This window comes from Gordonia sp. NPDC003504, assembly GCF_053587995.1.
Genome location: NZ_JBSFPC010000016.1, coordinates 59,152 through 77,882 on the forward strand (window position 1 = coordinate 59,152; position 18,731 = coordinate 77,882).

The window sequence follows — 18,731 nt, forward strand, 5'->3', positions numbered from 1 at the left end:
GGCACGGTCGTCCACGCACACCTCGCTCAGGCCGGGACGACGCCCGCGACGACACGTACCGAGCCACCCGCACCGATCAGGCCGGCAATGACCCCGGCGAGCCGACGATAGGCGTCGTCGCGCCCCGAGGACTCGCGGTAGACCAGCCCGACGCGCCGCCCCGGTCGCGGCGCGCTGAATCGGGCGGTTGCCAATTCTCCTCCGGCGGTTTCGGATTCGACGGCCGTGTCCGGGATCAGGGTGACGCCCAGTCCACCCTCGACACACTGCACCGCGGTCGCAAGCGATGCCGCACGGGTCTGACCGAGGTCGGGCGAGACCCCGGCGAGCCGGCACACCTCGAGGGCCTGATCACGCAGGCAATGCCCCTCGTCGAGCAGCAGCAGCGGGAGTTCGGCCAGGATGCTCGGGTCGACGCGCCTGCGGCCGGCCAGCGGGTGCCCGGACGGCAGGGCGAGTACGAAATCCTCGTCGTACATCGGGATCTCGGCGACTCCGGGCGCCTCGGCGGGCAACGCGAGGATCGCCACGTCCAGTGAGCCGTCGCGCAGCGCGGCGAGCAGCCGCGCGGTCTGATCCTCCACCACCAGCAGCCCGAGGTCCGGCAGTTGTTCCGGCAATCCGCGCAGCACGGTGGGCAGGATGTAGGGGGCGACGGTCGGAATCAGGCCGAGCCGAAGGGTGCCCACCAACGGGTCGTCGGCACCCGCCGCGGCGGCCAGGAACTCGTCTGCCGCATCGGTCACCGCGATCGCCCGATCGAGCAACGTGCGCCCCTCCGGTGTCAAGAAGACACGCCGCGTGGTGCGTTCGATGAGTTTGCGCCCCAACCCGTTCTCCAGACCCGCCAGCGCCTGCGACAGCGACGGCTGACTGACCCCGAGTTCTGCTGCGGCAGAGCCGAAGTGATGTGTCCGCGCCAACGCCACGAAGGCCCTCAGACCGGCCAGTGAGGGTTGATAAGTTTTATCAGCCATACCTATCAGTATAGTGCTAATCATCACGTTTCACTTTCGCCGGTTTCGGCGCAGAATTGAGGGGTAACCACTACGACACGTCGTCGTCGCATGCGCCGACGACGCTGTCACGCGAGACGAAAGGGAGCGTCACACGCCATGGCTCTGCTGACAATCGGGGACCAGTTCCCCGCCTACAACCTGACCGCTGTCATCGGAGGCGACCTGTCGAAGGTCGACGCCCAGCAACCCGACGACTACTTCACCCAGATCTCCAGCGATGACCATCCCGGCAAGTGGCGGATCATCTTCTTCTGGCCCAAGGACTTCACCTTCGTGTGCCCGACCGAGATCGCCGCATTCGGAAAGCTCAACGAGGAGTTCGCCGATCGCGACGCCCAGGTCCTCGGCGCCTCGGTGGACAACGAGTTCGTCCACTTCCAGTGGCGTGCCCAGCACGAGGACCTCAAGACCCTCCCCTTCCCGATGCTCAGCGACCTCAAGCGCGAACTCGTCTCGGCTGCAGGCGTTCTCAACGCCGACGGGGTGGCCGATCGCGCCACCTTCATCGTTGACCCGAACAACGAGATCCAGTTCGTGTCGGTCACCGCGGGCTCGGTGGGCCGCAACGTCGACGAGGTGCTGCGGGTCCTCGACGCCCTGCAGTCCGACGAACTGTGCGCCTGCAACTGGAAGAAGGGCGATCCGACGATCAACGCCGGCGAACTGCTGACCGCAAGCGTCTGAGAAGGACTGATATGAGCATCGACAATCTGAAGGAAGCCCTTCCCGAGTACGCGAAGGACCTCAAGCTCAACCTGTCGTCGCTGGCGCGCACCACCGAGCTGAACGAGCAGCAGTTGTGGGGCACCTTCCTCGCCGCCGCCGCCGCGAGCCGAAATGCCAAGGTGCTCACCGAGATCGCCGAGGAGGCCGGTGACACCCTGTCGGCCGAGGCCTACAACGCCGCCCTCGGCGCCGCCTCGATCATGGGCATGAACAACGTCGCCTACCGGGCCAAGAGCTTCCTCGGCGACGACTACGCCCAGGTGCGGATGGGTCTGCGGATGAACATCATCGGCAACCCGGGTGTCGACAAGGCCGACTTCGAGCTGTGGAGCCTGGCCGTCTCGACCATCAACGGCTGCCACGACTGCACCGCGGCCCACGCCAAGGTCGTCCGCGACGCCGGACTGACCAAGGAGCAGGTGTGGGAGGCCGTCAAGGTCGCCGCCACCGTCTCCGGTGTGGCCCAGGCCATCTCGACCACCGAGGTGCTGGCGAACGCCTGATCATCCAGTACGACGACGGCCCGGTCACAGTGACCGGGCCGTCGTCGTGTCGGCACCCCGCTCATCGGCCGTCGGCGCTCGGCGTTGCCCGCGGCATCACCAGCGGCAGCACCACCTCGTCGACGATGCCGGTCATCTCCGCGTCGGTCAGTGGACGCATGTTCATCATCAGGTCGTGCCGGAAGAGGTCGAAGGCCACCGCCCGCACCCGCGGCGTCAACCGTGCCGGGTCGATCTCGCCCCGCGCGATCGCCCGATCGAAGACCTCGTCGATCGTGCGCGCCGCGCACTCACCGAACGCCTCCCTGCGCAGGTCCGCGAACGACCTTCCGGTCTCGGCGTGATAGGCGCCGACGACGGCGACGAGCAGGGCCGCCGTCTCACCGCGACTGTCATTGGAACGCCGCAGCAAGGCCAGCAGATCGCCGCGCAGCGAGCCGGTGTCCGCCGGCTCGCCGCGGGGCAGCCGATTAATCGCGTGCGTGATCGCCGCCCCGGCGAGCTCGTCCCGATCCTCCCAGCGCCGATAGATCACCGGCCGCGACGTGCCGGCCCGCTCGGCGACGGCTTCGATGGTGAACCCGGAGTACCCGGAGTCGGCCAACTGAGCCCAGGCCGCATCGAGAATCGCGTCATCGAGTTCCTGGCCCCGTCGCCGACGCGGTCGATCATCCGTTGGATACATTTGCGTATCTTATCGCACGGGCGTAGCTTGCCTTAGGTACAGACTCGTATCTTACGGATGGGAAGGCTCGCGCATGGCCACATCGCACCCCACCCCGGCCGCACCGCCGATCCCCCGTTCGGCGATCCTCTCCGCGATGGTCCTGATCGTCGGTGGCGTCGCCGTCATCTTCGATTCGACGATCGTCAGCATCGCCCTGGACACCCTGGCCCGGGACCTGTCGGTCAGCATCGCCACCATCGGTTGGGTCGCCACCGGCTACCTCCTCGCTCTGGGCGTGACCATCCCGCTCGTCGGTTGGGCCCAGTCGCGTTTCGGCGGCAAACGGCTGTGGCTGGCCGGCCTGGTGCTGTTCATGCTCGCCTCGATCGCCTGCAGTCTGGCGTGGAATGCCGCGAGCCTCATCACGTTTCGGGTGATCCAGGGCGTTGGCGGTGGCATCCTGATGCCCCTGATGGCGACGCTGGCCATTCAGCAGATCCCGGGTGGTGGGGCGAATCTCGGGCGATTGATGGCGATGATCAGCCTGCCCGCCGCACTCGGACCGATCCTCGGTCCGGTGGTCGGCGGCATCATCCTCCACTGGGGCGGCTGGCCGTGGCTGTTCTGGGTCAACGTCCCGTTCTGCATCATCGGTTTCGCGCTCGCCTGCAAATACCTGCCTGCCGACGGCCCCACCGCACGTCCCCGGCTCGACACCGTAGGACTCCTGCTGATCTCCCCCGGTCTCGTCGGCGTCCTCTACGGACTCTCCAACGTCCACGGCGACGGCGGCTTCGCGCGCACCGACGCCTGGTTGCCGATCGTCGTCGGCGTCACGCTCGTCGCAGCCTTCGCCGCCCGCGCGATGCGCCGTCCGGCGTCCGCCCTCATCGATGTCGGTCTACTCACCCGCCGGCCGGTCGGGTCGTCTTCAGCGGTGCTGTTCCTCTCCGGCGCCTCCTTGTACGGGTCGATGTTGTTGCTGCCGTTGTTCTTCCAGGTCGCACAGGGGGCGGGCCCACTCACCGCGGCCCTGCTGCTGATCCCGCAGGGGATCGGCGCGCTGCTGAGTCGAACGGTGGCCGGCAGGTACACCGACACCCTCGGAGCACGGATCGTCGCGATCACCGGATTCGTCGTCATGGGTGCGGCGACCGTCCCCTTCGCCTTCGCCGACGCGACCACGAACAACTGGTGGCTGATGGTGGTGTTGCTGGTGCGCGGTTTCGGCATGGGTGCGGTCATGATCCCTGTGATGGCCGTGGCCTATGTGGGCCTCGACCGGGACGAGATCCCGCACGCCAGCATCATCACGCGCCTGGCCCAGCAGGTCGGTGGCGCCTTCGGTACCGCAGTGCTCGCGGTCATCCTCGAGGCATCGGCGAGCGGCGCGCTCACCCCGGCCGACCGTGCCCACGCGTTCCACACCGCCTTCTGGTGGGCGGTGGGCTTCACCGTCGTGGCGGTCATGATCTGTGTGGCGTTGCCGTCCCGGCCGGCCGGAGCGCCCGATCACTGACCGGCCGAGACGATGACGTCCGAACGTTGCAGGCGGATCAGCCGGCATCCACGCCGTGGCGATGTTCGAGTGCCGCGAGTTCTCGTCGCTGCCGGTTGTCGGAGACGGCTTGACGAATGACCACGCATTGCCCGCGAGCTCCGGACACTTCGAGTGTGTCCCAGCGCAATTCGAGGCAGCCGACACCATCGAGGATCATCCGCTTGGTGCCGTTGGACTTCACCCGGACGTCGTTGCGAGCATGATCGATGTCGGTGCCGGTCAGGGAACGCAGGTCGGCCACTGTCTGGAGCGGCGACCTCGTCGAAGTCTGGATAGATGGACCGAGCCCGCCGATCGAGAAACAGCGCGCGCACCACGTTGCCACCGGGCGCGGACCCGGCGCCAACCCGATGGCGCTGTAACCCGATGGCGCTGTGCAACGCGACGGCGGCCATCGCCGAGGCGGTGACCCGGTCGGTCTCGTTGCCCGCCGACGTCGACGCGGCTGCGATCGAGGTCCTGCCGACCGTGCGAGGCGCACCGCCGATGGCGCACGCCGATCCCGGAGATCTCAGGCCAGTGCGGCCCGGAACCGTTCGGCCATGTCGGCAACCTGCTCGGTGGTCATCACGAACGACGGCGAGATCTGCAGTGCCCCTTGGCCTGCGGCCCGGCCACTGACGCCGTGCCGACGCAGCGTACCGACCGCGGCCATCGCGGTCGCTGCGTCGGTGAGCTGCACCGCCGTCACCGCTCCGAGCCCGGTGCGCACCTCGGTGACCGCGTCGAGTTCGGCAAGCGGGGCGAAATGAGTGGCCAGATCACCTTCGAGGCGTGCCGCATCATCGATCAGACCCTCGCGCTCGATGATGTCGAGGTTGGCCATGGCCGCGGCCGCCGCACCGGCGTGACCGCCGTAGGTGTAGCCGTGCCGCCACCAGACACCGCCGGCGAAGAAGGGCTCGGCGACGCGCGGTGCGATGAACACCGCACCCATCGGGACATACCCGGAGGTGAGTCCCTTCGCGGTGGTCATCATGTCGGGTTGAAGGTCGAAACGCGATGAGGCGAACCAGCTGCCGCCGCCGATGCGGCCGAAGCCGGTGACCACCTCGTCGGCCACGAACAGGATGTCGTGGTCCCGGCAGATCTGACGGACCTCGGCGAGGTATCCCGCCGGCGGCAGGTACACGCCGCCGGCCCCGATGATCGGTTCGCAGAAGAAGGCGGCCACCTTGTCGGCACCGACCCGTTCGATCAGTCCCAGAAGGCTTTTCGCGTCATCCCAGTCCACCGACTCGGCGTCGGGCATGAGCTGACCGTAGCCGTCGTGATTGACCGGGATGCCGGCCAACGACGTTCCGGCGACGTGCATGCCGTGGTAGGCCTTGGTGCGCCCGACGAGCAGGGTCTTCTCCGGCTTACCGACCTCGTTCCAGTACCGGCGTGCCAGTTTGGCCGCGGTGTCCACCGAGTCACTACCGCCGGAGGTGAAGAAGATCTTGCTACCGGGCACCGGCGCGATCTGCGCCAGCCGGTCGGCGAGGGCATCGGTGACGTCGGCGGTCAGATCACCGAAGCCGGAGTAATGCGCGAGCCGCCCGAGCTGCGCGGCCACCGCGTCGGCGATCTCGGTGCGTCCGTGGCCGACGTTGGTGAACCACAGCCCGGCGGTGGCATCGAGGTACTCGTTGCCGTCGACGTCCCAGATGCGGGCGCCCTCACCTCGGGCGACGACGAACGGACCCTTCGCGGTCACCGCACCCATGTCGGCGAACCCATGCCACAACGAACCAGCCATGACCTCCATGATGCCGGGCGGGTGTGCCGACGCGGTGATCGGGGGCGGGATCGCACCTCGGCGGCTGCCCATATCCTGGAGGGATCATGACACCACCGGATCGCCGCGATCTCCTCGAGCGGATTCGTGCCGTCGGCATCGCCGATGCCCATGCGCTTCGGCGGCGCCTCGACAAGCTCGGGCCGCAACCCTCCGCGGACCGACTGGCCGGACTGGAGAAATCCCTCGCCGGTGCCGAACGACGGGTCGCCGCCCGCCGCGCCGCCGTCCCCGTCCTGGAATTCCCCGAGGATCTGCCGGTCTCGGCGGCTCGCGACGAGATCGCGGCGGCGATCGCCGAGCACCAGGTGGTGGTGATCGCCGGTGAGACCGGGTCGGGCAAGACCACCCAGCTACCGAAGATCTGCCTCGAACTCGGCCGCGGTGTGCGTGGCGCGATCGGCCACACCCAGCCCCGCCGCATCGCGGCGAGTTCGGTGGCCCGGCGGATCGCCGAGGAGACCGGAACACGGATCGGTGAGGCCATCGGCTACTCGGTGCGCTTCTCCGACCGCTCCGGCGCCGACACGCTCGTCAAGGTGATGACCGACGGCATCCTGCTCCGGGAGATCTCCACCGACCCGATGCTGCGTCACTACGACACGATCATCGTCGACGAGGCCCACGAGCGGTCGCTGAACATCGACTTCATCCTCGGGTACCTGCGACGGCTGCTGCCGCGCCGACCCGACCTGAAGGTGATCATCACCTCGGCCACCATCGAACCGGGCCGATTCGCCCGGCATTTCACCACCGACTCCGGCCCACCGGTGCCGGTGATCGAGGTGTCCGGTCGGACCTATCCCGTCGAGGTGCGTTACCGGCCACTGACCCTGCGTGAGGACCCGGATGCCGGCGACGAACGCGGTGGCGGCGAACACGCCGACCTCGATCTGTTCCAGGGCGTCGACGCCGCCATCGACGAACTGTGGGGCACCGCCGGTCGCGGCGACATTCTGGTGTTCCTGCCCACCGAACGCGACATCCGGGAGGCGGCGGCGGCGTTGTCGCGCCGGGTCGCCGCGGGCGCCGAGGTAGTCCCGCTGTTCGCGCGGCTGTCCATCGCCGATCAGCAGCGCGTCTTCACACCGTCGGACGGACGACGAATCGTGTTGTCCACCAACGTTGCCGAGACCTCGTTGACCGTCCCCGGAATCCGGTATGTGATCGACTCGGGCACCGCGCGGATCTCCCGCTACTCCACCCGCACCAAGGTCCTGCGGCTGCCGGTGGAACCGGTGTCGCAGGCCAGTGCCCGCCAGCGCGCCGGTCGATGTGGACGTGTGGCCCCGGGTATCTGCATCCGGCTGTACTCCGAATCCGACTTCGATGCGCGGCCCGCCTTCACCGACCCGGAGATCCTGCGCACCAATCTCGCGTCGGTGATCCTGCAGATGACGTCCTTGCGTCTCGGCGACATCGAGGACTTCCCCTTCGTGCAGCCGCCGGATTCCCGCGCGGTCCGCGACGGTGTCGGCGTGCTGTCGGAACTGGGAGCGATCACGGTGCCGGGCAAGGGCTCCGGACGCGGCAGCGGATCGGACGCCGGCGGCCGAGACCCGGGCGAGGTGCGCCTGACGAAGGTCGGCGCCACGATGGCCCGCATACCGGTCGATCCGCGGATCGCCCGGATGCTGGTGGGCGCCCGCGACGAGGGCTGCCTCGACCACGTGCTGGTGATCGCGGCCGCCCTGTCGATTCCCGACGTGCGGGAACGCCCGGCCGAGCACCGGGAGGCCGCCGACACCAGTCATCGGCGTTTCGCCGTCCCCGGTTCGGACTTCCTGAGCTATACGCAGCTGTGGCGATATGTGCAGGAGAAGCGTAAGGAGATGTCGGCCAATCAGTTCCGACGCACCTGCGAGCGCGAGTTCCTGCACTATCTGCGCATCCGCGAATGGCAGGACCTGCACCGCCAGTTGCGCGGAATCGTCACCGACCTCGACTGGCAGATCCCCGAGACCGAACCGAATGCCGACGCGATCCACCGCGCCATCCTCGCCGGCCTGCTCGGCAACATCGCGGTCCGGGGCGCTGAGGGCCGCGAGTACACCGGCGCGCGCAACACGACGCTGATGATCTTCCCCGGGTCGTCGGTGTCCAAGAAACCGCCGGCCTTCCTGATGGCCGCCGAGATCATCGAGACGTCCCGGCTGTTCGCGCACACGGTGGCCGGGGTCGACCCGTTGTGGGCGGAAAAACTCGCCGGCGATCTTGTCAAACGCACTCACAGCGAACCGCACTGGTCCTCCACGCGGGGCTCCGCGATGGCCTACGAGCGGGTCACCCTCTACGGCGTGACGCTGGTGGCGCGCCGACGCGTCGACTACGGCCCGATCGACCCCGAGGTGTCGCGCGACCTGTTCATCCGGCATGCCCTCGTCGAGGGTGACTGGCGGACGAATCATCGTTTCTTCGAACAGAATCGGCAGTTGCTGACCGAGGCCGCCGACGTCGAGCACCGGGCACGGCGTCGCGATGTGGTGATCTCGGAGGAGCAACTCTACGAGTTCTACGACAAGCGCATCCCCGCCGAGGTGACCTCGGCGCGGCACTTCGACACGTGGTGGAAGTCGGCGCGGCGCACCGACCCGACCCTGCTGGATCTGACCCCCGCCGATGTGGCCGCCGACGTCGTCGTCGCCGACACCGACTATCCGGGGGCATGGCAGCAGGGCGACACCCGCCTGGAACTGCGCTACCGATTCGAGCCGGGCGCACCCGACGACGGGGTCACCGTCGTCATTCCGCAGGCCCTGCTCCCCCACGTCCGCAACGCCGGATTCGATTGGCTGGTACCGGGAATGCGATCGGAACTGGCCACCGAACTCGTCAAGACCCTGCCCAAACAGCTTCGCAAGACGATGGCCCCGGCACAGCGCTTCGCCGACCTGGCCCTGTCCCGGCTGACGCCTCGCTCCGAACCATTGGTCCGTGGGCTGGCCCGCGAGTTGTCGACGATCACCCGGCACACCGTGACACCGGCGGACTTCGCCGTCGATCGGCTGCCCGCCCACCTGCGGATCACCTTCGCCGTCGTCGACGAGGCCGGCGAGATCCGCAGGCGCAGCAAATCCTTCGCAGACCTCGCCGCCGATGTCTCGGATCGTCGCCCGACACCACCGGCCGACGTGCACACCACCTGGACCGCCGACGGAATCGGCACCCTCGCCGTCACGGAGACCGCCGACGTCGCGGGCCAACGCATCACCCGCCATCCCACGTTGCGTGCCGTCGGCGAGCCGGGCCGATCCGTGGGCGTCGCGCGGGCCACCGCCGCCACCGAGGACGAGGCCAACCGGATGCGGGTCGCCGGTGTCATCGCGCTGCTCGACCACACCATCACCGGACTCTCGTCGAAGGCATCGTCGGGCCTCGACCCTGCGGGGCGACTCGCGTTGAGCCAGAACCCCTACCGGGATGCGAGCGAGTTCTTCGCCGACTGCACCAGGCGGGCCATCCGGGATCTCGTCGACGTCGACGCGGCGGCCCGGGTGCGGTCACCGCAGCAGTTCGGTGCGCTGGCCGCTGCACTCGGTCCGCGCGTGCGTACGGCCGCACCGGAGTATCTCGCCTCGGCCGTCAACGCACTCCGGATGGTTGCGCCGCTGCGTCAGGCAATCGATGAGCATTCCGGTCATGTCGCCGCCGATGACGTCGCCGAGCAACTGGCCAACCTGATCTTCGACGGCTTCGTCCTGGCCACTCCCCGTGAGCACCTGGCCGACCTCCCGAGATATCTGGCGGCCGCACGCGAGCGGCTGGAACACCTTCCGGGATCGGCGGACCGGGACCGGGCGGCCATGAGCGCGCTCGACAGGGTCACGGGGCGGTGGAATCAGCGACTCGCCGAGGTACCCGAGGCCCGTCGCGATCTCGTCAACGAGCAGGCGCATTGGATGGTCGAGGAACTGCGGGTGGGTCTGTTCGCCCAGCGGCTGGGCACCCGATATCCGATCTCGGAGAAGCGCGCGTTACGAACCCTGGATCGACTCGGCTGAGAGGGCGTCGGATGTATCCGTGCCGTTGCGCCGCGTGAGGTTGCCCTGCAAATCGTCGATCTCGCGTTGGAAGTCCTCGAGGGAATCGAACGACCGGTACACCGACGCGAACCGCAGATAGGCGACCTCGTCGAGGTCGCGCAACGGTTTGAGAATGGCGAGACCGACCTCGTTGCTGGGGATCTCCGCAACGCCCGAGGCGCGCACCGTCTCTTCGACCTGCTGCGCCAACTGGGCCAGATCGTCCTCGTGGACGTGCCGTCCCTGGCACGCGCGGCGCACCCCGCGCATCACCTTCTCCCGACTGAACGGTTCGGTGACGCCGTTGCGCTTGACCACCGCCAGCACGGCGGTCTCCACGGTGGAGAATCGTCGGCCACAGGCGCTGCACGAACGGCGACGACGGATCGCCTGTCCCTCGTCGGCGACTCGGGAGTCGATGACCTTGGTGTCATCATTCCTGCAGAACGGGCAGCGCATGCATCGAGAATAGCGCCTCACCGTTCAGCGATATGCGGGCGTCAGCAGCGCCTGACCGACACGCAGGGCGCTGCCACCCATGTCGTTGAGCTCGACGATCTGGTCGATGACCGCCTGCCGCGGCATCTCGGGTGCCACGCGCGCGGCGACGGAATTCAGCGACTCCCCCGCCCGGACGTGCACCACCTGCGTGGCCACCGGCGTTGGGGCGGCGGATTCCTGGTAATCGCTGCCGGCGACACCGATCAGCCACACCAGCATCGCCAGCGCCACCCCGGTCAGCAGGGCCACCGCGGCACCGCGACGGCCCGCCCGACGGGACTGCGACGCGAGCCCGGCGCACGGCGTCCCGGCCGGGCGCCTGGGGATCGCGACCCGAGGCCGGTCGACCGGACGATTGTCGGCGGGGCGGTGGAGGTGCCGGTGCCGCGCCACCGGGGTGGCGCGGCGAGCCGGCCGTCCTGCGTGCACGATCGCGCCGCACCGGGGCGTGACATCGTCTCGCACCGCACACCGGGCGTCGGGAAAGGCACCCAAACGGGCACCGGACGGGGTGCGCCGAACCGTCGCCCGACGCGCCTGACCTGCGGTTTCATTGCGAACCAAGGTGTTCTGCATGAGAGTCTCCGATCTCGATCACTTCTCGATCACTTCTCGATCACTCGTTCGAGGAACTGATGTTCGAAGTTCTATCACGCACCTCCGACAATTTCTCGCGACACGTCGAACAAGTGTTTGAAGTTGTCGGTGACCTGGACTAACCTGGCCGTTGACCAGCAGCGCAGACCCGCGGACAGCCCCCGCCGCACCCCGGACAACCGACCGCATCGGACAACCGACTGCACGGGACAACCGACAACACCGTCCGACCACAGCAGAGTTTCCGACCGAAAGGATCGAACACCCGATGAGTGAGAAGAACCGACGTTCGACGACGTCGACGTCGTCGACCAAGCGCGGCCGCGGGCCGGCCGCCGCCGACGAGCCGGAGGTCCCGTTCGACGCGGTGGCCGCGGAGGCCTCGCTCACGCCGCGTCAGCGGGGCGTGCTCGATGTGATCCGCAAGTCGGTGCGCGAGCGCGGCTATCCGCCGAGCATCCGCGAGATCGGCGACGCCGTCGGGCTGGCCTCGACGTCGTCGGTCGCTCATCAGCTGCGGACACTGGAACGCAAGGGACTGCTCAAGCGCGACCACAACCGCCCGCGTGCGGTCAACGTGCAGGACGGCGAGCACACCCCGCCGGACGACACCGCGGTCGCGTCGAATCTGCCCGCCCCCACCTTCGTTCCGGTTCTCGGACGCATCGCGGCCGGTGGACCGATCCTCGCCGAGGAGGCCGTCGAGGACGTCTTCCCGCTGCCGCGTGAACTCGTCGGCGAGGGATCACTGTTCCTGCTGAAGGTGGTCGGCGAGTCGATGATCGACGCCGCGATCTGCGACGGCGACTGGGTCGTCGTGCGCCAGCAGAACGTGGCCGACAACGGTGACATCGTCGCCGCGATGATCGACGGCGAGGCCACCGTGAAGACCTTCAAGCGCAAGGACGGTCATGTGTGGCTGATGCCGCACAATGAGCATTTCGAACCGATTCCCGGCGACGACGCCGCCATCCTGGGCAAGGTCGTCACGGTGATGCGCCGGATCTGATCCGACCCCGGGCCCGCCCGATGCGGCGCTCGCCGAGGTTCAGCCGGCGAGCGCCGCGGTGGCGGCGGCACGTGCGGCCGCGGGTGAGGAGGTCGCCAGTGCTGCACTCGCTGCGGCGCGGCACGCATCGAGGGTGACGCCACCGAGTTTGGCGCCGACCGCTGCCGACGCCGCCGGCGCACTCGACAACGAAGTGACGCCGAGTCCGACGAGTACGCAGGCCAGCAGCGGATCGGCGGCGGCCTCACCGCAGACGCCGACAGGTTTGTCCATTCGCTTTCCGGCCTCGGCCACCATCGAGATGAGCGCGAGCACCGCGGGCTGCCACGGATCGGTGAGTTCGGCCAGATCGGCCGACATCCGGTCGGCCGCCATCGTGTACTGCGTCAGGTCGTTGGTACCGATCGACACGAAGTCGACCTCGGCGAGGATCGACGACGCGAGTATCGCGGCGGACGGGATCTCGACCATCACGCCGGCGACCAGGCCGCGCCCGCGCACTGCGGCCGCGAACTCCGCGGCCTCCTCGGCCGAGGCGATCATCGGCGCCATCACCCACGGAGTACTTCCGGTCTCGCGGGCCGCCGCCGCGATCGCGTTGAGTTGCCCGGCCCGGATCTCCGGGTGTCGAGCGGTGATCCGATTACCCCGGACTCCCAGGGCCGGGTTGGCCTCGGTGCCATGGTCGACGAATTTCAACGGCTTGTCCGAACCCGCGTCGAGCGTCCGCACGACGACCTTCCTGCCCGCGAACGCCTCCAGCACCTCGCGGTAGAGCTCGGTCTGCTCGGCCACCGTGGGCGCCTCGGCGCTGTCGAGGAAGGCCAGCTCGGTGCGGAACAGGCCCACTCCCTCGACCGGATATGCGGTGGCGGCGCGCGCGGAGACGCCGTCGGCCACGTTGGCCAGGATGTCCACCGCGTGACCGTCGGCGGTGCGCCCCGGCCCCGTCCAGCCCGCCACGAGTTCCGCCTCGCGTCGGCTCTCATCGACGGCCACCCGTGCCTGATCCGGATCCGGTTCCACCACAACGGTTCCCGCGGTGCCGTCGACGAGCACCAGGGTTCCGGCGGTCACCTCGTCGAGATCGGCGACCGCGACGATGCACGGAATGCCCAACTGCCGGGCGATGATCGCGGTGTGACTGGTCGGACCGCCGAGCCGGGTGACCAGCGCGGTGACCAGTTTCGGATCGAGTCCGGCGGTGTCGGCCGGTGCCAGATCGGCGGCGAACAGCACCGAGGGCTCGGCGGGCACCGGCACACCTGGTTCGGGTTGTCCGAGCAACTCGGCCACGACACGATCACGGACATCGTTGAGATCGGTGACGCGCTCGGCCATCAGACCACCGAGTTTGGTGAACAGCGCGGCGAACTGCTCGGTCGCCGCGGTCGCGGCCGACGCCGCCGACGACCCGGAGGAGATCAGCTTGCCTGCCGCGCCGATCCACCCGCGGTCCTCGGCGAGGCCCGCGGTCGCGATGAGAACCTCCGCGGCCGCACCGGAGGCATGTGAGGCACGTTCGCGCAGTCGGGCGGAAACCAGCCCGGCCGCGTCCACGAAGCGGGACAACTCCGCCTCCCGCGCGTCCTCGGGGATCGTCACGGTGTCGTGCACCGGGGCGATCCGCTCGCCGGGGCGAACCACCGGCCCGTAGGCCTTCCCGCCGACCACGGGAGTCCCACGCAGTTCCTGACCCTGCTGATGTTCCACTGCGTTGCCCTTCGTTCGAGGTTCGTATCAGCCGTCGTCGGCCGATCTGTGGTCCGTGCTGTCTCGAGATCGCTCTCTCGGCGGCCCGATCTGTGAAGAATCTGCCCGCCACACATCTCTTGTGATTGAAGTTACAAGAAATCCTTGACTTGTCAACACAAACAGGCGTAAACAAAGACATAGCAACACCGACTTCCACTCAAACCCACATGGACGCAGACATGCCGTCACCCGTCCTCTCCGATCGGAGCAATGTGTACGCCGAAGAAAGACAGCAGGCGATTGCCGAACTGGTTCGTTCGCATGGCCGCGCATCGGTCAGCTCGCTCGCCGAGCGATTCGATGTCACCAGCGAGACAGTGCGCCGTGACCTGGCAACCCTGGAGCGCTCCGGACACCTACAACGCGTCCATGGCGGCGCGGTCCGACCCGAACTGGTTCAGCTCATCGGCGAGCAGGACATCGCCGAACGCGAGACCAGCCACACCATCCAGAAGGCGGCCATCGGGCGGGCCGCACTCGCCTTTCTGCCGGCCGACGGCGGGGCGGTGTCCTTCGACGCCGGGACGACCACCTACCAGACGGCCGTCGCGCTACCGACCGATCGCCGCCTGCACATCGTCACCAGCAGCCTCCCGATCGCGACGGTACTGGCGGATCAGCCCAACGCCACCCTGTATCTCGTCGGCGGTCGGGTACGCGGCCTCACCCAGGCCGCGGTGGGCGCCGAGACCGTGGCCCGCCTTGCCACCTTCCGCACCTCTGTGGCGTTCATCGGGACCAACGGCATCAGCGAGGGCCTGGGATTGTCGACACCCGACCCCGAGGAGGCGGCCGTCAAGGCGGCACTGGTGGCCTCCGCCCAACGCGTCGTCGTCCTGGCGGACTCGTCCAAGATGAACCGCGAGGACTTCTCGTCCTTCGCCTCGCTCGATGATGTCGACGTCCTCATCACCGACGCCGGTGTCGATCCCTCCTACGCCGCTGCCCTCTCGGCCCGCGGCATCGAGGTCGTGATCGCATGATCCTCACCGTCACAGCCAATCCCAGCCTGGATCGCACGCTGGAGATCGCCGCGCCGCTCGAGCGCGGTGAGGTGCAGCGCGCGGTGGCCGTGCGCGCCGAACCGGGCGGCAAGGGCGTCAACGTCTCGCGCGTCGTCGCCGAGGCGGGCATCGACACCATCGCCGTCCTGCCCGCCCGCGCCGGCGACCCACTGCTGAGCGCACTCGACGCCGTCGGTCTGCGCCACGAGACCGTCGCCGTCGACGGTGAGGTCCGCTCCAACATCACCATCGCCGAGGCCGACGGCACCACCACCAAGATCAACGCCTCCGGCCAACCGCTCGACGATCGCCACCGCGCCGCCCTGACCGATCTGGTGCTGGCGCGCGCCGCCGGCGCCACCTGGGTGGCGTTGTGCGGATCGCTTCCCCCCGGAGTCGAGGACTCCTGGTATCGGGAGCTGGCCGATCAGCTCATCGCGCGTGGCTGCCGGGTCGCCATCGACACCTCCGGGGAGCCACTGCGCGCCGCGGTCACCGGCCACGTCGACCTGATCAAGCCCAACGAGACCGAACTCGCCGAGGTCTGCGGCGCCGACCCGACGGTGCTGCGGCGGGCCGCCGCCGCCGGCGACCTGGACCCGATCATCGCGGCCTCGGCCGAACTCGCCGGGCACACCGGCGGCGCGGTGTTGACGACCCTGGGTGCCGCGGGCGCCGTGCTGACCACCACATCGGGCAGCTGGTTCGCCACGCCACCCCCGATCGTCCCGCGAAGCACCGTCGGCGCCGGCGATTCCTCGCTGGCCGGCTACCTCATCGCCGAGGCGCGCGGCGCCGACGAACCCGAGCGACTACGCAGCGCCGTCGCCTACGGGGCCGCCGCCGCCGCACTGGCCGGCACCCAGCCACCCCGACCCGATCACCTCGACCCCGATCATGTCGCGATCACCGACCTCGCCGGAGCCGCCCCCGCCACATGACCCCGACTTCCCCGACCTCCCCCACCCCCATCCGACACTCCCGACTTACCCAGCAGTAAAGGAAGATTCATGTCCGAGCAGATCATCACCGGAGCGACGGTGAACCTCGACATCGACGCGGGCGACGACCCGTCGGCGGTGATCAACTACCTCGCCGAGAACCTCGCCGCCGCCGGACGCACCAGCGACGCCGCCGATCTCGCCCGAGGCGCCCTGGCCCGCGAGGCCAAGTCCGCCACCGGCCTACCGGGCGGCATCGCCATCCCCCACGCCCGGGCCGCCTCGGTCACAGAGGCCAGCCTGAGCATGGCACGACTGTCCAAGAAGGTCGATTTCGGCGCGCCGGACGGCCCGGCCGACCTGGTGTTCCTCATCGCCGCGCCCGAGGGCGGCGCCGCCGCGCACATGAAGCTGCTGAGTTCCCTCGCCCGCGCGCTGGTCCGCCCCGACTTCGTGGCGTCCCTGCGGGCGGCGAAGACCGACGACGAGGTCGTCACCCTGGTCGACGAGGCGATCAATCCGCCGGCGAAGAAGCCCGACACGGTCGCCGCCACCGAGAAGACCACCGTCTCGACCACCGAGGCCGCCGCACCCGCTGCAGCAGCCACCACTGCGGCCGTCGCCGCCCCCGCCACCGCCGAAAAGAAGCTCTCGATCGTGGCGATCACCGCCTGCCCCACCGGTATCGCACACACCTACATGGCCGCCGACGCCCTCAAGTACGCCGCCGAACGCGCCGGTGTCGACTTCCACGTCGAACCACAGGGCTCGTCGGGAACGACCCCGTTCACCCCGGACGTCATCGCCGGTGCCGACGCGGTCATCTTCGCCACCGACGTGGGTGTCAAGGGCAAGAGCCGATTCCACGGCAAGCCGGTGATCGCCTCGGGCGTCAAACGCGCCATCAACGAGCCCGACACGATGATCGCCGAGGCCATGGCCGCCGCCCGCAACCCCAAGGCCGCGGTGGTCCGCGACGGTGACGGCAACGACGCCTCGGCCGACGCCGCCGGCGGAGAAACCCTCGGCCTGGGCAAGCGCACCCAGCAGGCGTTGATGACCGGCGTCAGCTACATGATCCCCTTCGTCGCCGCCGGCGGTCTGCTCATCGCGCTGGCGTTCCTGCCGTTCCTCGGCGGATACCAGATCGCCAACAAGACCCTCGACGAGACCGGCGCCCTCAACGACGGACAATTCATCGCACTGCACAACAGCCTGTGGGATCTGCCCGCCGACGGGCTCGGACAGTACATCGGCGCGGTGTTGTTCGCGATCGGCGGACTCGCCATGAGCATGCTGGTGCCCGTCCTGGCCGGCTACATATCGTTCGCCATCGCCGACCGACCCGGCATCGCACCCGGATTCGTCGCCGGACTGGTGTCCGTGGCGGTCGGGGCGAGCTTCATCGGCGGCCTGGTCGGCGGTCTGATCGCCGGCGTCGTCTGCCTGTGGATCTCCCGACTCCCGTTGCCGCAATGGGCACGTGGCCTGATGCCGGTGGTGATCATCCCGCTGCTGGGCAGCCTGTTCATCGGCGTCGTGCTCTACATGTTGCTCGGCAAACCCCTCGCCTGGGTGACCACCGAGATGACCAACGGCCTCAACAGCATGTCCGGTGGCTCGAAGATCGCGCTCGGCATCGTCCTGGGCCTGATGATGTGCTTCGACCTCGGCGGCCCGGTCAACAAGGCGGCGTACCTCTTCGCCACCGCCGGTCTGGCCATCGCCGGAACCGCACAGTTGGAGATCATGGCCGCGGTCATGTGCGCCGGAATGGTCCCGCCGCTCGCCCTGGCACTGGCCACCGTCCTGCGCCCGGGCCTGTTCACCGAACCCGAACGCGAGAACGGCAAGGCCGCCTGGCTGCTGGGCGCATCGTTCATCTCCGAGGGCGCCATCCCGTTCGCGGCCACCGATCCGTTCCGCGTCATCCCCTCGATGATGGCCGGCGGCGCGCTGTCCGGCGCGCTGATCATGGCCTTCGGCGTCACCCAGCGCGCCCCGCACGGCGGCATCTTCGTGTTCTTCACGATGAACCACTGGCTGCTCTTCCTGGTCGCCTTGGCCGCGGGCACCGTGCTCTCGGCGGTCTGCGTCATCGCCGCCAAGCAGTGGGGGCGCGGCCACGGCCACGACGAGGTCGCCGCCGTGGAGCGCGAGGCCGTCGCCGCCTGACGAGGCGGATCACCGTGGCGGGCGTCGGCGAAATCCCGCCCGCCACGGTGATCACGGGGCACAATCACCTCACCATTACCTGCCGTTGAAGCCGCACCCTCCAAAGGAGTAGTCACCATGCCCAGCACCACTGTCACCGTCGGCTCCGCCGTCGGACTGCACGCCCGACCCGCGACCATCATCGCCGAGGCCGCCGCCGATGCCGGCGTCCCGATCACCCTCGCCGTCGAGGGCGGTGAACCGGTCGACGCCGGTTCGGCCCTGATGATCATGACCCTCGGCGCCGAGAAGGGAACGAATGTCATCGTGTCCTCCGACGACGCGGGCGCACTCGAGCAGATCGCCCAACTCGTCGCCAAGGATCTCGACGCCGAGTAGGCAGCGTCCCCGACGATCTCGACAACACGAGACGGCCGGTCACCCGTACGGGTGACCGGCCGTCTCGTGGGGTCGTGGTCGTCTGGTTGTGGT

The 18,731-nt window shown here is 68.8% G+C and carries 16 protein-coding genes; 9 read left to right on the forward strand and 7 right to left on the reverse strand.

The genetic code is table 11. From position 1 onward, the window contains the following. Window positions 1-26 precede the first annotated feature (26 nt). The gene (locus ACWDPV_RS21885; RefSeq protein ID WP_449744655.1) at window positions 27-977 is read right to left on the reverse strand and encodes a hydrogen peroxide-inducible genes activator; all 951 of its coding nucleotides are present in this window, start codon (window positions 975-977) and stop codon (window positions 27-29) included. 138 nt (window positions 978-1,115) lie between these two features. On the opposite strand from ACWDPV_RS21885, the gene ACWDPV_RS21890 reads away from it, so the two are divergent. Continuing rightward, the gene (locus tag ACWDPV_RS21890; protein ID WP_449744656.1) at window positions 1,116-1,703 is read left to right on the forward strand and encodes a peroxiredoxin; all 588 of its coding nucleotides are present in this window, start codon (window positions 1,116-1,118) and stop codon (window positions 1,701-1,703) included. An 11-nt stretch (window positions 1,704-1,714) separates the two neighbouring features. Continuing rightward, on the forward strand, window positions 1,715-2,248 hold the full coding sequence (locus tag ACWDPV_RS21895) for a carboxymuconolactone decarboxylase family protein (protein WP_348803568.1): 534 nt from the start codon (window positions 1,715-1,717) through the stop codon (window positions 2,246-2,248). Between the two features lie 61 nt (window positions 2,249-2,309). Here ACWDPV_RS21895 and ACWDPV_RS21900 read toward each other — a convergent pair whose 3' ends face one another. Beyond that, window positions 2,310-2,933: a TetR/AcrR family transcriptional regulator gene (locus ACWDPV_RS21900; RefSeq protein WP_449744657.1), complete on the reverse strand. Its 624-nt coding sequence runs from the start codon at window positions 2,931-2,933 to the stop codon at window positions 2,310-2,312. A gap of 73 nt (window positions 2,934-3,006) precedes the next feature. Between ACWDPV_RS21900 and ACWDPV_RS21905 the strand changes: the two genes are divergently transcribed. After that, window positions 3,007-4,434 carry an MDR family MFS transporter gene (locus ACWDPV_RS21905; RefSeq protein ID WP_449744658.1) on the forward strand — a complete coding sequence of 476 codons (1,428 nt, stop codon included), beginning with the start codon at window positions 3,007-3,009 and terminating at the stop codon, window positions 4,432-4,434. A gap of 37 nt (window positions 4,435-4,471) precedes the next feature. Here the strand turns inward: ACWDPV_RS21905 and ACWDPV_RS21910 are convergent, their stop codons facing one another. Together ACWDPV_RS21910 and ACWDPV_RS21915 are read right to left on the reverse strand one after the other, a co-directional pair. Further along, on the reverse strand, window positions 4,472-4,717 hold the full coding sequence (locus ACWDPV_RS21910; protein WP_449744659.1) for a hypothetical protein: 246 nt from the start codon (window positions 4,715-4,717) through the stop codon (window positions 4,472-4,474). A 270-nt stretch (window positions 4,718-4,987) separates the two neighbouring features. Continuing rightward, on the reverse strand, window positions 4,988-6,217 hold the full coding sequence (locus tag ACWDPV_RS21915; protein WP_449744660.1) for an aminotransferase family protein: 1,230 nt from the start codon (window positions 6,215-6,217) through the stop codon (window positions 4,988-4,990). Between the two features lie 86 nt (window positions 6,218-6,303). Between ACWDPV_RS21915 and hrpA the strand changes: the two genes are divergently transcribed. Then, the gene (gene hrpA, locus ACWDPV_RS21920) at window positions 6,304-10,257 is read left to right on the forward strand and encodes an ATP-dependent RNA helicase HrpA (RefSeq protein WP_449744661.1); all 3,954 of its coding nucleotides are present in this window, start codon (window positions 6,304-6,306) and stop codon (window positions 10,255-10,257) included. On the opposite strand, the gene nrdR is transcribed toward hrpA, so the two are convergent. Together nrdR and ACWDPV_RS21930 are read right to left on the reverse strand one after the other, a co-directional pair. Next, the gene (gene nrdR / locus ACWDPV_RS21925) at window positions 10,231-10,737 is read right to left on the reverse strand and encodes a transcriptional regulator NrdR (protein ID WP_449744662.1); all 507 of its coding nucleotides are present in this window, start codon (window positions 10,735-10,737) and stop codon (window positions 10,231-10,233) included. The two genes, hrpA and nrdR, sit on opposite strands and share 27 nt — an antisense overlap. 24 nt (window positions 10,738-10,761) lie before the next feature. Next, on the reverse strand, window positions 10,762-11,028 hold the full coding sequence (locus ACWDPV_RS21930; protein ID WP_449744663.1) for a LysM peptidoglycan-binding domain-containing protein: 267 nt from the start codon (window positions 11,026-11,028) through the stop codon (window positions 10,762-10,764). 616 nt (window positions 11,029-11,644) lie between these two features. Here ACWDPV_RS21930 and lexA point away from each other — a divergent pair. After that, window positions 11,645-12,385 (forward strand): transcriptional repressor LexA, encoded by a 741-nt coding sequence (gene lexA / locus ACWDPV_RS21935; RefSeq protein WP_449744664.1) that lies wholly within the window; start codon window positions 11,645-11,647, stop codon window positions 12,383-12,385. A 39-nt stretch (window positions 12,386-12,424) separates the two neighbouring features. On the opposite strand, the gene ptsP is transcribed toward lexA, so the two are convergent. Further along, entirely contained in the window at window positions 12,425-14,098 is a 1,674-nt protein-coding gene (gene ptsP, locus ACWDPV_RS21940) for a phosphoenolpyruvate--protein phosphotransferase (protein ID WP_449744665.1), read from the reverse strand. 254 nt (window positions 14,099-14,352) lie between these two features. Here ptsP and ACWDPV_RS21945 point away from each other — a divergent pair, with 254 nt between their 5' ends. From ACWDPV_RS21945 to ACWDPV_RS21960, 4 genes are all read left to right on the forward strand, one after another. After that, window positions 14,353-15,123 (forward strand): DeoR/GlpR family DNA-binding transcription regulator, encoded by a 771-nt coding sequence (locus ACWDPV_RS21945; RefSeq protein WP_449744671.1) that lies wholly within the window; start codon window positions 14,353-14,355, stop codon window positions 15,121-15,123. Beyond that, window positions 15,120-16,085: a 1-phosphofructokinase family hexose kinase gene (locus ACWDPV_RS21950; RefSeq protein ID WP_449744666.1), complete on the forward strand. Its 966-nt coding sequence runs from the start codon at window positions 15,120-15,122 to the stop codon at window positions 16,083-16,085. Before ACWDPV_RS21945 ends, ACWDPV_RS21950 begins: the two co-directional genes overlap by 4 nt. 69 nt (window positions 16,086-16,154) lie before the next feature. Further along, on the forward strand, window positions 16,155-18,260 hold the full coding sequence (locus tag ACWDPV_RS21955; protein WP_449744667.1) for a PTS fructose transporter subunit IIABC: 2,106 nt from the start codon (window positions 16,155-16,157) through the stop codon (window positions 18,258-18,260). Between the two features lie 117 nt (window positions 18,261-18,377). Further along, window positions 18,378-18,638 carry an HPr family phosphocarrier protein gene (locus tag ACWDPV_RS21960; protein WP_449744668.1) on the forward strand — a complete coding sequence of 87 codons (261 nt, stop codon included), beginning with the start codon at window positions 18,378-18,380 and terminating at the stop codon, window positions 18,636-18,638. The last annotated feature ends 93 nt before the right edge of the window (window positions 18,639-18,731 follow it).

Coding starts and splice junctions, on each gene's coding strand:
- ACWDPV_RS21885 (WP_449744655.1), bottom strand. CDS start 977: ATGGCTGATAAAACTTATCAACCCTCACTGGCCGGTCTGAGGGCCTTC.
- ACWDPV_RS21890 (WP_449744656.1), top strand. CDS start 1,116: ATGGCTCTGCTGACAATCGGGGACCAGTTCCCCGCCTACAACCTGACC.
- ACWDPV_RS21895 (WP_348803568.1), top strand. CDS start 1,715: ATGAGCATCGACAATCTGAAGGAAGCCCTTCCCGAGTACGCGAAGGAC.
- ACWDPV_RS21900 (WP_449744657.1), bottom strand. CDS start 2,933: ATGTATCCAACGGATGATCGACCGCGTCGGCGACGGGGCCAGGAACTC.
- ACWDPV_RS21905 (WP_449744658.1), top strand. CDS start 3,007: ATGGCCACATCGCACCCCACCCCGGCCGCACCGCCGATCCCCCGTTCG.
- ACWDPV_RS21915 (WP_449744660.1), bottom strand. CDS start 6,217: ATGGCTGGTTCGTTGTGGCATGGGTTCGCCGACATGGGTGCGGTGACC.
- hrpA (WP_449744661.1), top strand. CDS start 6,304: ATGACACCACCGGATCGCCGCGATCTCCTCGAGCGGATTCGTGCCGTC.
- nrdR (WP_449744662.1), bottom strand. CDS start 10,737: ATGCGCTGCCCGTTCTGCAGGAATGATGACACCAAGGTCATCGACTCC.
- lexA (WP_449744664.1), top strand. CDS start 11,645: ATGAGTGAGAAGAACCGACGTTCGACGACGTCGACGTCGTCGACCAAG.
- ACWDPV_RS21950 (WP_449744666.1), top strand. CDS start 15,120: ATGATCCTCACCGTCACAGCCAATCCCAGCCTGGATCGCACGCTGGAG.
- ACWDPV_RS21955 (WP_449744667.1), top strand. CDS start 16,155: ATGTCCGAGCAGATCATCACCGGAGCGACGGTGAACCTCGACATCGAC.
- ACWDPV_RS21960 (WP_449744668.1), top strand. CDS start 18,378: ATGCCCAGCACCACTGTCACCGTCGGCTCCGCCGTCGGACTGCACGCC.